We start from the raw sequence: 18523 nt of genomic DNA on the forward strand, positions 1-18523 counted from the left end.
TATGGCAAAGCTGACCGTTGGTTACTCGACGCCCGCCTCGATCACGCTTGACCTGACCTCGCTCGGAAGTTCGTCGGGCTTCACCGCAGGCAGGGAATCGACGGCGGTGGATAACACCACCGACAAGCTGATCGACGCGCTGGTGTCTGGATCGGTCGCGGTAGGAACAGGCCCGACGGCGAACACGGTCATCGCGGTCTATGTCTATGCCCAGCACGACGATTCCCCGACGTATCAGGATGTGTTTGACGGCACGGACTCTGCGGAAACCGTGACCTCTGCCGGCGTGCTGTCCGGGGTAACTCGGTTGCTCGGTACGCTATCTGTCGATGCCACTACGTCGGATCGCATCTACTACCTCGCGCCGTCCTCCGTTCGTGCCTGCTTCGGTGGCACGCTGCCGAAGCGTTGGGGCTTGTTCGTCAGCCACAATACCGGCGTCGCCCTGAAGTCCACCGGAAACTCTGGCAACTTCAAGTACACCGGAATCTCGCTGGATGCCGCGTAATGCGTCGTGTGCCTTGGACTCGTCAGCCGCCGTATCCGGTCGGGATTGATTGGTCGAATCCGATTACGCGGGGGCTGGTGATATGCAATAAAGGTGCCGATCTGTTCGACTATGCGAACGGGTCGCAGGTTTCTGCTAATGTGACATTTCCGTCTAAAAGCATCAAATCAGGAGGTGCTTCGTGGAAATTTTCCGGAGCACAATGTTTAAAGTCAAAAACAATTTCCATAAATGGTGAATACACCTATTTGGCGATTGCAATACCGTCTAGCGTTTCGACTCAGGCGGTTATCGGTTGGACAGCTACAAGCGCAAACAGTCTTTGGATTCCCAATGGGACAATATGCCTGCACGACGGCAGTGTTTATGTCGGGACGGGTGTCAATCCCGTAGTCGGCACTTCGTATGTCATTGTTGCAAAGCAGCGCGGGATAAATAGCACCATTTTCGTGAACGGAAAAATAACCAAGGCAAATTCTGGGGTTAATCCTGTATTCACAAATTACATAAACCTTGGTGCTAGGGAGCATTCTGGAGGTTGGGCATTTAGTGGCGATTTATTGCTCGGGTGTGTGTGGAACAGAGAATTGTCAGACGCAGAAAGCGCAACGCTAACGAAAAACCCGTGGCAAATCTTTGAGCCATACACCGTGTTCGGAATGTCTCCGACTTACGTCACGGCGCAAACGCTCACGCAGTCGTCAAGCTACAGCAACACCAACACCTTCTACACGCATACGCTGGCGGCGACGGTATCGCTGGCTCAGAGCGCAAGGTTCGATAACAGCAACGGGCTTGCCTACACCCACACGCTGACGCCTGGCGTCAGGGCGCTAACTCAGTCATCGCGCTTCGACAACGCGAACACGCTCAACTACACCCACACGGTTACGCCCGGCGTTCGTGCGCTAACCCAAAGCGCAAGGTTCGACAACGCCAACGGCCTTGCCTACGCCCATACGCTTGCCGCGGCGATCACGCTGGCGCAATCGTCGCGTTACGACAATACCAACAGCCTCGCCTATGCGCACTCCCTGTCGGCGTCTATTACGCTCAGTCAGTCGTCACGATTCGACAACAGCAACAGCCTATCCTACACGCACTCGATCTCGCAGGTTGGTGGCGCCCAGAGCCTCACCCAATCGGCAAGACACGACAACGGCAGCACCTTCTACACGCACAGCCTCGCGGCGGGTGCGGTCGGGCTAACGCAGTCGTCACGCTTCGACAACACGAACGGCCTGGCCTATGCACACACGCTGGCCGCGTCGATCAGCTTGCCGCAGGGCGCACGCTTCGACAATGCGAATGGATTGTCCTACGTCCATGTGCTGTCGGCCTCGATCACGCTTGCGCAGTCGGCGCGGTTCGACAACAGCAACGGGCTGGCCTATCAACATTCGATCTCGCAGGCAGGCGGAACGCAAAGCCTCGACCAGTCCGCAAGGTATGACAATACCAACGGCCTGTCGTACCAGCACACGGTATCGGCTGGCACGGTCACGCTGGCGCAGAGCGCAAGGTTTGACAATGCCGCGCAATTCTTCGCGCATACCGTCGTCCAGGCCGCCGACCAGTTCATCTTCCCGGCCTATTACGAAAACGCCAACGGCTTTTATCAGCACCAGATCGGCGATGGGTCGGTGGAAATTGCCAGTGGCGGCGCCTTCCACCCGCCGCGCATCGACGACCCGCGCAAGCGCCGCCGCCGCGACGACGAAACCCTGCTGGTCATCGGCGCCATTTAAGGGGCCACTTTTTGCCTTAACTTGCCGCGCCGCCTGCGGCATCCTCGCGCCATACCTTGCGAGGATTTTATGCAATTCACCCGCACGCTCACCATCGAACAGCGCGCCGCCCGCGAAGACGGCCTGGTCGAGATCGCCATTTCTTCCGAGGCGCCCTATGAGCGGTGGTTCGGGATTGAAATCCTGCGCCACGATGCGGAATCAATCGACATGACACGCCTCGGCGATGGTCGCCACCCGCTGCTGCTCAACCACGACACCGCCCAGCAGATCGGCGCCGTCAAGTCGGTGCGCATCGACGGCGACAAGGTGCTGCGTGGCCTGGTGCAGTTCTCGCGCTCGGCACTCGGGCAGGAAATCCAGCAGGACGTGGCCGACGGCATCCGCTCGCATGTCTCGGTCGGCTATTTCGTCGACGAGCTGCAGGAAGTCAAGCGCGCCGAAGACGGCAGCGAAACCATCGTCCGCACCCTGAGCGGCAATGAATTCGAGCGCGAAATGCGCGAACAACACGGCGAAGCGTTTTTCCGTGCCGGCCAGGCGGCCGCGCGCGCCAAGGACGACAAGCCGCCGACATTCGTCGTCACCCGGTGGACGCCTTTCGAGGCATCCATCGTGCCGGTGCCGGCGGATGTCTCAGTCGGAGTCGGTAGGTCGGCTGGCGTCGAACCCGAACCCGCACCGCAACCCGCAGCACCCGCCAAATCCCCCATTCTCATTCTGGAGAAAAAAACCATGTCCGATCCGATCACCAAGACGCCGGCCGAACTCGAAATCGAGCGCCGCGACGCACTCATGGCCCTCGGCACGCAGTACGCCAAATATCTCGGCCCCAACGACACCGCCGACGCGATCCGCAACGGCCGCTCGGTCGAAGCCTTCAAGGACTTCGTCATCGAGAAAATCCAGACGCGCCACACCGACGCGTCCGGCATCGCCCTCGGCCTGACCCCCAAGGAAATCAAGCGTTACTCGCTGGGCCGTGCGCTGTCCGCCGCGATCACCGGTGACTGGCGCGAAGCCGGCTTCGAGCGTGAATGCTCCGAAGGCGTCGCCAAGATGATGGGCCGCTCGCCGGAAGGTTTCTACCTGCCGCCCGAAGCCTTCTCCCGTGACTTCAACGTCGGCACCGCCACCGAGGCCGGCAACCTGGTCGCCACCGACCTGCGCGGCGACATGTTCGTCGATGTCCTGCGCAACAACCTGGTGATGGGCCAGCTCGGCGCCCGCGTCCTGACCGGCCTGACCGGCAACGTGGACCTGCCGCGCAAGGCAACCGCCTCGACCATCGGGTCGGTGACGGAAATCGGTTCGGCCTCCGAAACCGCGCCGGCAACCGCCAAGGTGACCTTGTCGCCGAAGCGTACCTCGGCTTACGTCGAAGTGTCGAAGCAGGCGATCATCCAGTCGGCGATGGCCCTCGAAGCCATGATCCGCGACGACCTGATCATGTCGGCTGCGGTCAACCTCGAAAACCAGTGCATCAACGGCACCGGCACCGCCCCGCAGATGACCGGCATCCGCTACACCGCCAACATCGGCACTGTCGTCGCCGGCACCGCTGGCGCCGCACCGACCTGGGCGCACGTGGTCGATCTGGAAAGCGCCTGCGCCAACGCCAACGCCGAACCCGACCGCCTCGCCGGATACCTGCTCAACACCCGCACGCGCGGCAAGCTGAAGCAGACGCAGTTCGGCACCAACCTGCCGATGGTCTGGCAGAACGGCGCCCAGCCGCTCAACGGCTACCGCGTGGCGATCTCCAACAACATGCCGAGCAACCTGACGAAAGGCACCAGCACCACGGTCTGCTCGTCGGCGATCTTCGGCAGCGACTGGTCGATGGCTACCATCGGCCTGTTCGGCGCCCCGGACATCACGGTCGATCCCTACACCAAGGCCGACACCGGTCAGGTCAAGATCACCCTGAACCAGTTTGCCGACTTCGGTATCCGCCAGCCTGGCTGTTTCGCCAAGGTCGACGACCTGCTCGCCGGCTAACGCAAGAACCAAGGACGGGGCAACCCGTCCTGCCTGCTTCACCAGTCTGCCCGGCCGCGTGCCGGGCAGCACCCGAACAAGCAAAGGAAAACGATGGTCTGGTCAGCATCCGCACCGCAGGGTTACGAGTCCGACAAGGTCCGCTACGAAGTGCTGCCTTACCTGGCGCGCGGCGGGCTGGACATCGGCTGCGGCCCGGCGAAAGTGTGGCCGCACCTGATCGGCATCGACTCGGGCAAGGATAGCGACCTGTTCGGCATCGCCATGAAGCCCGACATCGTGGTCCCCGACGCCGCCCGCCTGGCGATCTTCGCCGACGGCGCCGCCGAATCCATCTTTTCCAGCCACACCCTCGAACATATCGAGGACTGGCAGGGCGCGCTGCGCGAGTGGTGGCGCCTGCTCAAGGTCGACGGCCACCTGTGCCTCTACCTTCCGCACGCCGACCTCTACCCGAACATCGGCCAGCCCGGCAGCAACCCCGACCACAAGCACGATTTCCGCCCGGAAGTCATCGTCGATTTCTTCCGGCTCGCCTTCCCCGACTGGTCGCTGGTCAATGCGCAGACGCGCGGCGACGGCAACGAGTATTCGTTTCTGCTGGTCTTCCAGAAGAAGGCCGCCGGCGCCGGCCAGTCCGAGCCGTGGGCCGCCCCGCGCCCGGCCAAGACCGCCGGCATCGTCCGCATCGGCGGCAATGGCGATGCGCTGTGGGCCGCCAGCGTCGCCGCCCACCTGCACGACCAGGGCTATGCCGTGACCGCCTACGTCGCCAAGAACGGCGAGGAAGTGCTGCGCCACGACCCGCACTTCGCCGCCATCACCGTGCTGCCGCAGGGCATCCTCGGCGACGACGAGCTGATCGAGTATTGGGCGCATGAGGCGGTCAAGTTCGACAAGTGGGTCAACCTGATCGGCTCGGTCGAAACCCGCCTGCTGCCGCACCAGTCCGGGCAGGATTTCTACCTGCCGGCGCCGGTCCGCCACAAGCTGATGAACCACAACTACCTCGACATGGTGCACGCCTATGCCGAGCTGCCGGACGGCACGCCGAGCCGCCAGAAGTTCTACCCGACCGCCGCCGAGCGCCAGTGGGCCGCCGAAACCCGCGCCCGCCTGCCCGGCAAGCTGGTCATGGTCTCGCCCACCGGATCCGGACCGTTCAAGGCATGGCCGCACACGCAGGCGCTCATGGGCCTGCTCGCCGACGCCGGCGTCTATTCGATCATGGTCGGCGACCTGACGCACCTCCCTGACCTCGACCTCGTCGAGCGCCACGGCATCGAATACGGCCACGTTGTCGGCCAGGAATTCCCGCTGCGCCTGGCGATGACCCTGTGCCTCGAAGCCGACGCCTTCGTCGGCAGCGAAAGCGTGTTCGCCAACGTGGTAGCGATGGAAGCCATGCCGAAGGTCGTCATGCTCTCGCACTCGAGCAACGAAAACCTGACCCGCGACTGGATCAACACCGCCGCGCTCGAAGCGCCGGTCGCCTGCCACCCGTGCCACCGCATCCACAACGCGGCCGCCGTCATGTGCAGCAAGGACACCCGCACCGGCGCCGCCGCCTGCATGGCCAGCTACAGCGCCGAAGACGTCGCCGCCCTGGTGCTGCAAAGCCTCGGCATCGAGGAAAGGCAGGCCGCATGATCACCGAGCAGGCCGCCGACTTCGCCACCACCGCTGCGCCGGTTCGTGCTGCTACGAAGCCGCGCCGGCCTTCTGGCTATGTGCCGCCTTATCGTAATCCGCCGCGGCTAGCAAAGGATGACTCCTGATGGCCTTCGTCGAATACAACGATCCGTTCCTCGCCGACTTCGCCACCACCGCGACCAAGAACGGCTCGACGGCGGTTTCCGGCGTCTTCGACAAAGCCTACGGCGAAGCCTACGGCATGATCGCCGGCACCGATCCCGTCTTCCGCTGCCCGACCGCCTCGGCCGTCGTGCGCGGCAATACCCTGCTGATCGGCGGCGTGACCTACACGGTGACGCACGTCGAAGGCGACGGCACCGGCTGGGATGTCTGCCGGTTGGAGGCCGCATAAATGGCCCACGCCCGCCAGGCGATCCGCGAAGCCGCCGCCACCCTGCTCACCAACCTGACCACCACCGGCTCGCGCGTCTTCCAGAGCCGCATGGCGCCGCAGGAATCGCTGCCGTGTTTGTTGGTCACGACCAACGACGAGGAAATCACGCCGGGAACGATCAGCGGCATGGCCGAACGCAACCTCGACCTGGCCGTAACCGGCTGCGCCAAGTCGGCCAGCAACGTAGACGACACCCTGGACACCATCGCCGCCGAAGTCGAAACGGCAATGGCCGGATTCACCTATCGCAACGAACTCACCCGCCTCGAAGTTGATTTCGACGAGGCGGTCGAGAAACCGGCCGGGCGCATCGTCCTGACCTTCCGCATCACTTATTTAACCGCCGCCGGTTCGCCCGGCACCCCGATCTAAGGAGATCAAAATGGCAGTCATCACCAAATGGGCGAACGTGGCCGTATCGGTTCAATCGGCTCTCGCCGCCACCAAGACCATCACCGCAATCACCAAAAACACCACCGGCGTCGTTTCCTCGACGGCGCACGGCTACAGCAATGGCGATTATGTGCTGATCCTGGCGCAAGGCATGTACCAGGTCAACTACCGCGTTTTCCGCGTGTCCGCCGTCGCCACCGACAGCTTCTCGCTCGAAGGCGAGGACACCACCAACTACGGGACTTTCGTTTCCGGCACCGCGCAGAAGATCACCTTCGGCACCTCGCTGGCCACGCTGACCTCGATCAACGCTTCGGGCGGCGACTTCGACTTCATCGACACCACCACGATCCACGACAACATCAAGACGCAGGTCCCCGGCCTGCCCAACCCGTCGAACTACACATTCGACTCGTTCTGGGACCCGTCCGACGCCGGCCTGGTCGCCCTGAAGTCGGCCTCCGACTCGCAGGCCCAGCGCGCCATCCTGTTCAGCTTCGCCAACGGCCAGAAGTTCACCTTCAATGCCTACGTCGGCTGCTCGCTGTCGCCCACCGGCTCGGCGCAGGACTTGATCAAGACCACCGTCGTCTTCACGGCGCTGGGTGGTCCGAAGGCGTATTCGAGCTAAACGATGGCCCTCGACAGATCGGCCATAACCCTGCCCGGCCTCCCGCGCGAGGATGTCGCCCTGCCGGAACTCGGCGGCGATGTCACCGTGCGGGGCCTGCTGCTGCGCGACCGCATGGCGCTGTTTGCCGGCCTGCGCGACGACGATGCCGGCTTCGCCTCGATGGCGCGCCTGTTGCACCTGGCCGTCGTTGGGCCGGACGATAAGCCGCTGCTCACCGAAGCCGAGTGGGAACGCTTCGGCGGCGTGCAATTCGCCGCGGCGCTGCGCGTGTTCACGGTAGCCAAGCAACTGTCCGGACTTGATGCAGAGGAAGCCGCAAAAAACTGAGGGCGGCGCCCGAGCGCCGCTTCCTTTTCATCCTCGCCGCGCGGCTCGGGCGCACGGTGGCCGAACTGGAAACGAACCTGTCGGCGCGCGAATACGCCGAATGGTTCGAGATATGGAAGTGGCAACCCTGGGAAGCGATCCCCGAGCCGCCGCCTGAAATTAAACCGCTGGACCCGCTGGCCTTTGCGAAATCGTTATGACCCAAAAAACCGAAGTCATCATCACCGCAAAGGACGAAACCCGCGCCGCCATCGCCTCGGCGCAGCGCGGGCTGCAATCGCTCTCTGCTGCCGGTTCGCGCCTTGGTCAGACCTTTGCTTCGCTCGGGGTTGGTGGCGGCCTGCTCGGCTTTGTCGGCGGCGCCGGCCTGACGGCGACAATCAAGCAGACGATTGACGACCTCGACAAGCTGAACGAGGCCGCCGAGCGCATCGGCGTAACCGTCGAGGATTTGAGCGCACTCAATTTCGCCGGCCAGTTGAATGGCCTCGAATTCGAGGAAATGACGACGGCCTTGACCAAGCTGTCGGTCAAGATGCAGGAAGCAGCAAGCGGCAGCAAGGAAGCGTCAGACCTGTTCGCCGACCTTGGCATCAAGGTCACTGACTCGGCCGGAAAGCTGAAATCGTCCGACGCGGTCTTTGCAGAAATCGCCGAACGCTTTGCCAGCTTCGAGGACGGTGCCGCAAAAACGGCGCTGGCCGTCGACCTGTTTGGAAAGTCCGGCGCAAAGCTGGTGCCGGTGCTTAATGGCGGCGCCGCCGGCATCAAAAGCATGCGCGACGAAGCCGAAAAGCTCGGCGCCGTCATTGGCTCAGACCTGACCAAGCAGGCCGACGAATTCAACGACAACCTGCTGCGCCTCAGTGTCGTGTCGTCTGCCGCAGGGCGGGCGCTCGCCGAAAACCTGCTGCCGTTCCTGATTCAGTTTTCATCCGAAGCCCTGGTCGCAATCAAGAACTCAGATGGCTTGCTCGATGCCTTCGTCCGTTACGGCGTGATGAAGTCGCTCAACTTCAAGACGCCGACCGAAAGCCTCGCGGCGCTCAACAAGGAAGCGCAGAAACTCGAAGACACGATCAGCATCGGGCGCGGAAAAGACGGCGATAACGAACGGCTGCGCCGTGTCCAGCAGGAAATAAGCTATTACACGCAACTTGAAAGCATCAAGAATGGCACCGGCAAGCCGATTGCTGCTACTGGCGGCACGGAACCGATCAAGCGCACGCCCGCGACTACTGGATCGCCTAAAACCGGCGCTGCCCGCTCGCAGGCCGACGACGCCGCCCGGCTGATCATTTCGTTGCGCGAGCAGGTCGCGCTCAAGGAAGTCGACCTGCAATCGACCGACAAGATGACCGCCGCCGAGAAGGAAGCGGCTAAGGTCAAGTATCAGCTCGAGGCCGGCATCCTCAAGGCCACCGGCGCGCAGCGCGAGGCGATCTTCGCCAGCCTGGACAACCTGGCAACGCTCGAAAAGCTGGTCACTGCGCAGGAAGACTATCGCAAGGCGCTGGAATCCGCCGAAGGCACCAACACCAAAAACCGCCAGGCGATGTTCGAGCAGATCGAGGCCGCCGAGAAAGCCGCCGAGCTGTTCGGACTCAATGCCGCGCAGATCAGCGTCGTCGAGCAGGCGCGGCTGGCCGACGCCATCGCCATCGCCAAACAGAACGGCGCCAGCGAGGACCAGATCGCCGTCCTCGAAGAAGAACTCGCCTTGCGCGAAAAGTTGTCCGGGGCACTGATCAAGGGCGAGGAAAAATCGCAGCAGCAGAAGGACGCCGAAGACGCGATCAAGGCAATCGACGAAGTGAACGAATTCGCCAAGCAGGCGGCGCGCAACATGCAGGACGCAATGGCCGACTTCTTCATCAACCCGACCAAGGACGGCATGCAGAGCATCGGCCAATCCTTCGCCCAGGTGGTGCAGAAGATGATCGCCCAGGCCGCCGCCGCCCAGCTCGGAAAGCTGCTGTTTGGCGACATGGGCAATACGGGCAATATTGGTGGACTCGCCGGAAGCGGCCTGAAGTGGATTTCCGGGCTTTTCGGTGGTTCGGGCGGCACTTCGTCGCTGGATTGGTTGAAATCCTATCCCACCGGCGGCGGGCTGAACTTCGCCAACGGCGGCATCATGACGAGTCATGGCGCGCTAACTTTGAACAAGTACGCGCGGGGCGGCATCGCCAATTCGCCACAAATGGCGATGTTCGGCGAGGGCAGCACCCCGGAAGCCTACGTCCCGCTCCCCGATGGCCGGCGTATTCCGGTCGCCATGTCGGGCGGCGGCCAGCCGGTCAATCAGGTCATGAACTTCTACGGCGCCGCCGAACCCGCGCAGGTCAAGCGCGCCGCCGCTTCCGGGGCGCGCTCGGTGCTGGGCGTGGCAAACGGAGCGCGCCGCTATGGCTGATTTCCTCGAAGAACGCCTCTCCGACCTGATCCGCTACGGGTCGTCCTACCAGGATGACTACGCGGTCAACGTTGTGGCGACTGCCGGCGGGCAGGAATACCGCTCGCTGGTGCATCCCTACCCGGTGCGCCGTTTCGATATTTCCTACCTGTTGGACGAGGCCAAAACCTACGCGCAACTGATGGCCGTCTATCACCGCGCCCACGGCACCTTCGCCGGCTTCCGCGCGCGCTGCTTCGACGAGTGGTCGAGCAACGGCGCCAAGGGGGCGCCCACCGCCTTCGATCAACCGATGGCGCTGGTGTCGGCCGGCGTCTATCAACTGGCCAAGCAATACGGCACAGACAAGGCCGCCGGCGCCACCGGCTATGCCTACCGCTACATCAAGAAGCCGGTGGCCGGCACGGTGCTGGCCGGCATCGGCGCCACGGCGATCCGCTCGGCCGACTGGTCGGTCGATACCACCACCGGCCGCGTCACCTTCGCCGCCGACCAGACCAAGGCCGTCACCTCGATTAGCCAGGCGGCGAGCGCCGAGCTGGTGGTCGGGGCTGCGCATGGTTTCGTCAGCGGGCAGAGCGTGCAGGTTTCCGGCGTCAATGGCATGACCCAGATCAACGGCCTGCGCGCCCTGATTACCGCCACCTCGGCGACGACGATCACCGTGGCTATCAACTCGACCGCCTTCTCGACCTACACCAGCGGCGGCGTCGTCCATACCCGCCCGCAGGCTGGTGAAACGGTGACGGCCGGCTTCGAGTTCGACTTTCCGGTGCGCTTTTCCACCGCGCTGCCGGTCGGCCAGGATTATCCCGGCTACCGGCCGGTCGACGGGGTGTCGCTGGTGGAACTGCTCAACCCATGAAAGCCACCGTCGCGCCTTACGAAACCGCCGCCTGGTGCGTGCGGATCGAGTGCACGAACGGCACCATCGTGCGCCTTACTTCGTTTCCAGGCAATCTGACCATGAGTAACGCCGAAGTCTATCTGACTGATTCAGGTTATGAGACAACGGCATTCTCTTCCACCTCGTCGGCATCGCCTTCGGCAATCGACATCGAGGGGATCGCCGGCATCGCCGGCATCAGCCACGACGAGATTGCTTCAGGTGTATTCGACAACGCCCGCATCTATATTTTCAAGTGCGATTTTCTTGCGCCGGTTGAGGATTACGAGCCGGTAACGCTCGGATTTTTTGGGAAAACAACGCTTGAGGATGAGAAGTACAGGGTCGAGGGAATGAGCATTAGCGACGCGCTCAACCAGTCGGTCGGGCGAACCTATACAGCATCCTGCTCGCGCACCTTTGGCGATGCGGGCTGTGCGATCAACCTGTCTGCACTAACCGTCACTGGCGCGGTGACTTCGGTTACTTCAAATTCTGTGTTCCGCGATAGCTCAAGAAGTGAGGCGGTCGACCACTTTATTGCAGGAACATTTGAATTTACATCTGGGCTTAATTCCGGGTTGAAGCCTTTGGAAATTCGCGGCTATGCCGCTGACGGAACAATCACGGTATTTGAGGGGTTTTTTTACGCGCCCGCCATCGGAGACACCTACACTTTGAAGCCTGGATGCCGCAAGCGGCTGGTCGATTGTCAGGCGCGGAGTAATGTTCCAAACTTCTTCGGCTTCCCTAATATCCCAACCAGCAGCGCGGCCACAAAGTTCGGGGGTCAGTCGTGACGCCGGATGATGTTGTTTTTGCGGCTCGTTCAGCCATTGGGACGCCATTTGTCCATCAAGGCCGAACCGTCGGTGTTGGACTGGATTGCGCGGGGCTGTTGGCTTATGTCGCGTCTGAATTACAGGTCAAGCACAACGACCTTCCAGCTTATCCGCGCCGCCCGTCTGGAAGAATGCTAGAGGCAACCTTTGAAGTACATGAGAAGGCCGGGGTAATAGATCGCGTTCTTGTTTCGGATATGCGGGCTGGCGACATCCTGATGATGACGTTCGGCGGCGACCCGCAACATATAGCAATCTCGGCGGGCGATAGCATCATCCATGCGTGGATGCAGCCGGGGAAGGTATGCGAACACCGAATTGACGAAACATGGAGAAAACGCATTGTTCGCGTTTATCGCTTTGTAGGGGTTGAGACATGAGCAGCGTCGGCCAAGGCGTCGGGATGGTGGTTGGCGGTATCATAGGCGCGATGGCCGGTGGCAACGTCGCACTCGGCGCATCAATCGGCGGTGCAATCGGTGGCTATATTGACCCGCCGAAGGGCCAGGATATTGTCGGGCCAAGACTTTCTGATCTTTCCGTTCAAACTAATTCATATGGTGCGGTTGTTCCTCGCGTATATGGAACGGTTGCGCTAAACGGGAACCTGATCTGGTTGGAAAATAATCAGATCAAGGAAGTAGAGTCAAAGGAAATCCAGGGCGGAAAGGGCGGCGGCGGCGCAGAAGTCACAACCTACAGCTATTTCGCCACGTTTGCCGTCGCTTTCTGCGAAGGCCCGGTCGATTCCGTGCTTCGTATATGGGCCGGATCGACTCTGATTTATAGCAGCGTTTCATCTGACTATGGCACGATCATTTCAAGTCAAGAATCATCGTTATATTTTTCCGTTTATTATGGCACGGACGACCAGCAGGCCAACCCAAGAATGCAAGCTGCGCTTGGGATTGATTCAACGCCGGCTTTTCGTGGGCTATGTTATTTGGTGTTTGAAGATTTCCCTCTTAAGGATTACGGTAACAGCCTGCTTGGGTGTCCCATTCGCGTTGAATTGACGACTTCGGTGACTAACAGTTATCAAATGACTGTTTTGAATGAGTCACGAAACGCCCTTGGGGGCGCGGTCAAAATAGCATCATGGATCGACGACGATTTTAACGGATTGACGCTTTATCGCCAGGGAAATCAAAACGGTTTTATTTGGTACATTGAGACTATAGACCCGTTCGGTGCTTATCTTGGGACACAGATAACGGACACCACGGCGCTTGGCCTTGATTATTATCTTAATGGGTACGGTTGCCATCAAACTGACGTGCCTGTATTTTGTCAGCAGTATCTTGGCCCGGTGTGGGAAACGTATGTAATTACATGGTCTGGAAACCTGATTTCAACTGTTTCAACGGGTGAAATTCCGTCAACTTGCGGTCTTATTCATCGAGCAGACGGCGACATAATTTATGTCGTGAGCGACCCGGCACAAATAAAACTTACTGGAGTTATCTCAAGAACGATCAACCTTTCGGAGATGGTAGGCCGTATTTGCTCCGTTGCATATACGGGTGATTTGATGTTTGCCGTCAGTGATGAAAACTTGACCGGAGATTCGATAGGGTTGTCTTTGTTCGTTATCGACATGACGACTGGTAGCTATTACATAATCAAGCACGACGGAACAACAAATTTTGAAATTGAATCGTTTTACCCAAAGATTCACGGCTATGACGGCGTTTGCTATCTACAAAATAGGGGTGATTTTTATCGTTACACTCCGGGCGATTCGGCATTGGTGGTTATTGCTACGAATATGCTGCACCCCGTCATTGGTGAAATACCAATGTATTTCAAGGCAAATCATTCGTTTTCCATGCTATTCAACCCGACCAGTGCAACCGGCGCAGAAACTTACACATCACTCGCCATGTTTTCAGGCTCGCAATCTGGCGGAACGAAAACCCTTCGCGGAATCGTTGAGGCTGAGTGCGTCAAAAGCGAACTTATAACGCTGGACGACATCGACGCGACATCGCTTAATGACATCGTTCGCGGCTATCGCATCTCGACGGTTTCTCCGATACGTGGTGGGTTTGACCAGCTTCAGGCGGCATTTCCGTTCGACATTGTTCAGTCAGGATATAAAATCAAGTTCGTTCGACGGGGTGGATCAAGCGTAGCGACCATCACCGCCGATGACCTTGGCGCATCCGATGGCGGTTCAGCCGTCAGGCTCATTCAGTCGCGGGAAATGGACTTGCAAATCCCTGCGCGAGTCCTTGTTGCCTATCTTGAGCAGCCTAGAGAGTACGAGATCGGCGAGCAATACGCCGAAAGGCTGAATACTGATTCAGTTAATGAGAGGCGCATTGATCTTTCTGTCGTCATGACGCCCGACGAGGCCGCGCAGACAGCAGAAAAATTGTTATATCTATACTGGCTTGAGCGCCGGGAATTCTCTTTCACGCTGCCGCCCTCTTTTGCGCAACTTGAACCAGCCGATATCGTAACGGTTTCAGATGCTAGCACGACCTACACGATGCGCCTGGTGTCAATTAATTTATTGCCTGACGGCAGGGTCGAATGTTTGGCAAAACTCCATGATTCGCAGGTGTACGTATCTGCGGCAGTTGGACAAGGCGGGTTATCGACGGGGGTTACAACAATTCCATACGCTTCTCCGACTGAATGGGCTGTTCTCGATGTGCCGTGCATGGACTCAACGGTGCAGAATAGTTCCGGGCTTGTTGCCGCAATGGGTGGGCGGATTGATAGCTGGACTGGATCGGTGCTGTTTCGTTCTACAGATAGTGGCGCGTCATGGGTCGATGTCGCCGTTCAGTCGCACCCTGGCGCTTGCATTGGTTACGCAGAATCGGTTCTTGCAGCAGGCCGCACCGACATCATTGATGCCACATCGACCGTTTCATTCCTTCCCCGCACCTATATCAAGCCGTCGTCGGTTACGGAAACGCAATTAATGAACGGAGCAAACCATTTTGCCATCGGTTCATCTGGCCGGTGGGAGATCGTCGCGGCCAGGACGGTGACGACTTCTGGAACGAATGGTGCGCTAATCCTTTCCGACCTGATGCGTGGTCGGTTCGGCACGGAACAATACACCGGCGTTCATGAGATCGGCGATGCGGTCGTTTTGCTCGACCCTGCGGCCATTGATTTCGTGCCGATGGATACCACACGAATCGGGCTGGCCTATGATTACCAGTGCGTGACGCGAGGCGCTGGCCTTTCGAGCGTCAGTTACCCGCTGGCGTATTCGGCAATCAACCTAAAGCCGCTGTCGCCAATCAGACTGTCCGGAAGTCGTTCGCCTAGCAGTTTTGACTGGTCGTTTAGTTGGGTGCGCCGCAGTCGCAATGCTGTCGAACCGTTTTCCGGTGTCGCTACGCCGCTTGGTGAATCGTCTGAGTCCTATGAGGTCGAGGTGTGGGATTCATCCTACGCGACGATCAAGCGCACGATCAGCGGATTAACTTCTGCAACCGCCACTTATACATCGGCGCAACAAGTGGTCGATTTCGGCAGCAATCAGGAAACTCTATACCTGCGCGTCTATCAGTTGTCGTCTGTGGTCGGGCGCGGCTATCCGTTGCAGTCATCGTTAGCTATGATACTGAGCAATGATGCCTTCGGATTAAGCGTCGTCCTGGCGATGCACATGGACGGCACGAATGGCTCGACCACCTTCACCGATCTGCGCGGGCATGTCGCCACGGCCAACGGTAATGCGCAAATCACGACAAGCTCGCCGAAATACGGCACGGGCAGCGCTACATTCGATGGGTCTGGTGATTACGTTGTAATTCCGGATGCTACAGACTTGGAGCTTGGGTCGGATAATTTGACCATCGAGTTCTGGATCAAGACGACCCAGACGCTTTCGTATGCCTGCCCGCTTGGGCGCGATGACGGATCATTCCCGTCTGGCGCATGGGCAATTCTGCTCAACGGCAATGGATCAGGCTCAATCCAGATGTGGAACGCCAGCTATTCTACAGGGTCAGCACTTCTGACTTCAACTTCTGCCGCCGCAGTCAATGATGGCAACTGGCACCATATCGCAATCACCAGAAACGGGGCGGCATGGAACATCTGGGTTGATGGTAGTTCGGTTGCCAGCAATACATGGAGTGGTGCGGTTGTAAATCTCAACCTAGATTTGAATATTGGCCGCGATCCAGGGTATTCACGAGATTTCGCCGGTCAAATTGATGACTTGAGAATAACAAAGAGTTGCCGCTACACCGCCACATTCACGCCGCCCACAACCGCATTCGATGATCCATGAGGATGAACAATGTCTAACTCTACAACCAATATTGACGGCATCGTACAGGGTCAAGGGTCGCAAGACCTTGCCGCCAATGCCGTATTCGACGCCGCCTCTCCGGCAACTCTATACGGGCGGCGCGCATCGACCTGCTCTGGTATAGCGTGGGGATATTACGGTGGAAACGTGTTGCTAAATGGCGTACTGACGCAGATTGCTAACGGCACAATTACGCTTACCGCCTCGACGACGAATTATATTGAAGCCAACCCAACGACGGGCGCGGTGTCGAAAAGCGTCACCGGCTTTACCGCAGGGCAGACGCCGCTTTATACCATAGTCGTAGGCACCGCCACCGTAACCAGCTACACCGACCACCGGCTGGCCGTTCCAGATCATCACGGGTTGCTGGCGAAGGCGCTGGCGTCTGATGCAAATTACACGCTGACGCAGGCAGAGGCGAGAAACCATATACTGCAATTTACCGGAACGCTTACTGCGACAAGAAATATGGTGCTGCCGCTGATCCCGCGCCAATGGACGGTCTATAACGGAACCGGGCAATCGCTACAGTTTATCGGCGCATCAGGAACCGGCATCACGGTCGCCACGACCAAGCGGGCAATCATTTACTCGGACGGAACGAACGTCGTGCGGGTTACGGCGGACACGTAAAAGGTTTCACAGCATCCCGCCCATAGAGGCGAGAAGGGAAAAGCATGACCGACCACGAACTTATCGCCAACCTCCATCGGCGGATGGATTCTCAAGACCGGCTATTGCTGGAAATCGACCGAAAGATCACCAGCCACATGGCGGAATCAGACTCCATAAAGCCGGCGCTTGAGGAGCTGGTGGCGCTGTGGAAAGGGTCGAAAATCCTGATTCCGATCATGGCCGGTGCTGCCGCAATGATTTGGGCGGTTATAGCCTGGGCGAAAGACCACCTTAAATGACCAGCTACGACAACACGCTAAAGAATCCGAACGTACAGGCATTCCTCGCGCTGATCCGCTACACCGAAGGCGCCGGCTATTCCACGCTGTTCGGTGGCGAACATTTCACCGAATTCGAGGATCACCCGCGACGCCTGATTACGCGAACGCTGGGCGGCAAGCCGATCACCTCGACCGCTGCTGGTGCGTATCAATTCCTGTCGCGCACCTGGGACGAATGCAAGAAAGCCCTCGGCCTTCCCGACTTCAGCCCGCCGAGTCAGGATCGCGCCGCGCTCTACCTGATCGAGCGCCGCCGCGCATTGCCCGCCGTGCTTGAGGGCGACTGGCCGACCGCACTGGAACGCTGCAACCGAGAATGGGCCTCGCTGCCCGGCAGTCCCTACGGCCAGCCGACGAAAAGCATGGCCGGCTGCCTTGCCTTTCTCGATCGGCTGACGAAGGAGGGCGGCCAGAGTGCCGCACCCTTTCAAGAAAACCCAGGCCCAACCCAAACACAACCAGGAGCAACCAACATGGCGCCCTTCGTTCTGGCAGCGATTCCAAGCCTTATTCAGGCCGCACCCGCGCTGATCCGCCTTTTCGGGCATGGCGAACAGGCCGAGAAAAACGCCAAAGCCGCCGAGATCGCCGTCGAGATCGCCAAGGCGGTGACGGACCAGCCCACGGCGGAAGGCGCTGTCGCCGCCATCCAGTCCGACCCCCGAACTGGCCAGCCACTACGCCAGCGCCATCGAAGCGCGGTGGTACGCTCACCGGCGAGTCCGGTGGCGGCGGGATCGAGGGCGCGCGGAAAGCCGATGTCGCACTCCAGGCCGCCGGCGCCAGCGTATTCAAGTCGCCCGCCTTCATCATCTCGGCCAGCATGTTACCGCTGGTCTATATGGTCGTCGGTGCCGTCATCTTCGGACCGGACTGGACGATGGAAATCAAGGCGATGGTGGTGTCGTCGATCATCAGCATGGTGCTTGGCGCGGTGTCCGGCTATTACCTCGGAACCAGCTTCTCCAGTCAGCGCAAAACCGACCTGATCAACGCCAAATAATCAACGCCGCCGCCTTTGTCGCCTTACGGCAGAATAGGCGGCGGTTTTGATGTCTACTTTGCGTTGGGCGGCATGGTCGCCAGCAGCGCATGAATCGCGTTGATCGAAACCGCCTTATCGGCGTCCGGTGCCGGCAACAGTCGCATCGTCGCTTCCATCTGCCGCAGATCGTCCTCGCCGTCTGCGCCGATCAGGCCAACAAGCGCGCCGCGCAGCAGGGCAATGTCGCCTTCGGCCTTCCGCATCGGGTGCCGCTCGCAAACCTTGATGTGCTCCGTCAGCACCTGGCTTCCTGCTGCCGGCGTGTCCTGTGGGTATTCGTGCCCGCAATAAACGCAGGTGAGTATTCTTCCGTTCATCGTTCAATCTCCTTAAAACCAGCCCAACTCAACGGTCAACAAGACCGCCGCAATGAGCGTTGTTCGTCAAATA

18 protein-coding genes are annotated in these 18523 nt (G+C 59.8%); 17 read left to right on the top strand and 1 reads right to left on the bottom strand.

Translation table 11 applies throughout. From position 1 onward, the window contains the following. Position 1: 1 nt before the first annotated feature. The 17 genes from IPM06_21995 to IPM06_22075 all read left to right on the top strand — a co-directional run bounded on the left by IPM06_21995 (position 2) and on the right by IPM06_22075 (position 18077). Positions 2 to 508 carry a hypothetical protein gene (locus tag IPM06_21995; GenBank protein MBK8773081.1) on the top strand — a complete coding sequence of 169 codons (507 nt, stop codon included), beginning with the start codon at positions 2 to 4 and terminating at the stop codon, positions 506 to 508. A gap of 659 nt (positions 509 to 1167) precedes the next feature. Beyond that, entirely contained in the window at positions 1168 to 2256 is a 1089-nt protein-coding gene (locus IPM06_22000) for a hypothetical protein (GenBank protein MBK8773082.1), read from the top strand. A 69-nt stretch (positions 2257 to 2325) separates the two neighbouring features. Next, on the top strand, positions 2326 to 4257 hold the full coding sequence (locus IPM06_22005) for a phage major capsid protein (protein ID MBK8773083.1): 1932 nt from the start codon (positions 2326 to 2328) through the stop codon (positions 4255 to 4257). Between the two features lie 93 nt (positions 4258 to 4350). Next, positions 4351 to 5907 (top strand): methyltransferase domain-containing protein, encoded by a 1557-nt coding sequence (locus IPM06_22010; GenBank protein MBK8773084.1) that lies wholly within the window; start codon positions 4351 to 4353, stop codon positions 5905 to 5907. A 127-nt stretch (positions 5908 to 6034) separates the two neighbouring features. Beyond that, positions 6035 to 6304: a hypothetical protein gene (locus tag IPM06_22015; GenBank protein ID MBK8773085.1), complete on the top strand. Its 270-nt coding sequence runs from the start codon at positions 6035 to 6037 to the stop codon at positions 6302 to 6304. Beyond that, positions 6305 to 6718, top strand: coding sequence for a hypothetical protein (locus IPM06_22020; protein MBK8773086.1), 414 nt, complete (start codon positions 6305 to 6307; stop codon positions 6716 to 6718). A gap of 10 nt (positions 6719 to 6728) precedes the next feature. Beyond that, complete coding sequence (locus tag IPM06_22025) at positions 6729 to 7370, top strand: phage tail protein (GenBank protein ID MBK8773087.1); 642 nt, start codon at positions 6729 to 6731, stop codon at positions 7368 to 7370. A gap of 3 nt (positions 7371 to 7373) precedes the next feature. Beyond that, on the top strand, positions 7374 to 7700 hold the full coding sequence (locus tag IPM06_22030; protein MBK8773088.1) for a hypothetical protein: 327 nt from the start codon (positions 7374 to 7376) through the stop codon (positions 7698 to 7700). Between the two features lie 56 nt (positions 7701 to 7756). Next, positions 7757 to 7900 carry a hypothetical protein gene (locus IPM06_22035; protein MBK8773089.1) on the top strand — a complete coding sequence of 48 codons (144 nt, stop codon included), beginning with the start codon at positions 7757 to 7759 and terminating at the stop codon, positions 7898 to 7900. After that, complete coding sequence (locus tag IPM06_22040; GenBank protein ID MBK8773090.1) at positions 7897 to 10116, top strand: hypothetical protein; 2220 nt, start codon at positions 7897 to 7899, stop codon at positions 10114 to 10116. The genes IPM06_22035 and IPM06_22040 overlap by 4 nt, the downstream gene beginning before the upstream one ends. Beyond that, complete coding sequence (locus tag IPM06_22045) at positions 10109 to 10981, top strand: DUF2460 domain-containing protein (protein ID MBK8773091.1); 873 nt, start codon at positions 10109 to 10111, stop codon at positions 10979 to 10981. The genes IPM06_22040 and IPM06_22045 overlap by 8 nt, the downstream gene beginning before the upstream one ends. Next, entirely contained in the window at positions 10978 to 11802 is an 825-nt protein-coding gene (locus IPM06_22050; protein ID MBK8773092.1) for a DUF2163 domain-containing protein, read from the top strand. The genes IPM06_22045 and IPM06_22050 overlap by 4 nt, the downstream gene beginning before the upstream one ends. Next, a complete protein-coding gene (locus IPM06_22055; protein ID MBK8773093.1) occupies positions 11799 to 12224 on the top strand; it encodes a C40 family peptidase in 426 nt (141 codons plus the stop codon). The genes IPM06_22050 and IPM06_22055 overlap by 4 nt, the downstream gene beginning before the upstream one ends. Then, the gene (locus IPM06_22060) at positions 12221 to 16108 is read left to right on the top strand and encodes a hypothetical protein (GenBank protein MBK8773094.1); all 3888 of its coding nucleotides are present in this window, start codon (positions 12221 to 12223) and stop codon (positions 16106 to 16108) included. The genes IPM06_22055 and IPM06_22060 overlap by 4 nt, the downstream gene beginning before the upstream one ends. Before the next feature lie 9 nt (positions 16109 to 16117). Beyond that, positions 16118 to 16765, top strand: coding sequence for a hypothetical protein (locus IPM06_22065; protein MBK8773095.1), 648 nt, complete (start codon positions 16118 to 16120; stop codon positions 16763 to 16765). Positions 16766 to 16809: 44 nt separating this feature from the next. Further along, positions 16810 to 17046: a hypothetical protein gene (locus IPM06_22070; GenBank protein MBK8773096.1), complete on the top strand. Its 237-nt coding sequence runs from the start codon at positions 16810 to 16812 to the stop codon at positions 17044 to 17046. 50 nt (positions 17047 to 17096) lie between these two features. Beyond that, positions 17097 to 18077 (top strand): glycoside hydrolase family 104 protein, encoded by a 981-nt coding sequence (locus IPM06_22075; protein MBK8773097.1) that lies wholly within the window; start codon positions 17097 to 17099, stop codon positions 18075 to 18077. Positions 18078 to 18144: 67 nt separating this feature from the next. On the opposite strand, the gene IPM06_22080 is transcribed toward IPM06_22075, so the two are convergent. Then, on the bottom strand, positions 18145 to 18450 hold the full coding sequence (locus IPM06_22080; GenBank protein MBK8773098.1) for a hypothetical protein: 306 nt from the start codon (positions 18448 to 18450) through the stop codon (positions 18145 to 18147). Positions 18451 to 18523: the final 73 nt, after the last annotated feature.

The organism is Hyphomicrobiales bacterium (assembly GCA_016710435.1).
In the GTDB taxonomy this organism is placed as follows: domain Bacteria; phylum Pseudomonadota; class Alphaproteobacteria; order Rhizobiales; family Aestuariivirgaceae; genus Aestuariivirga.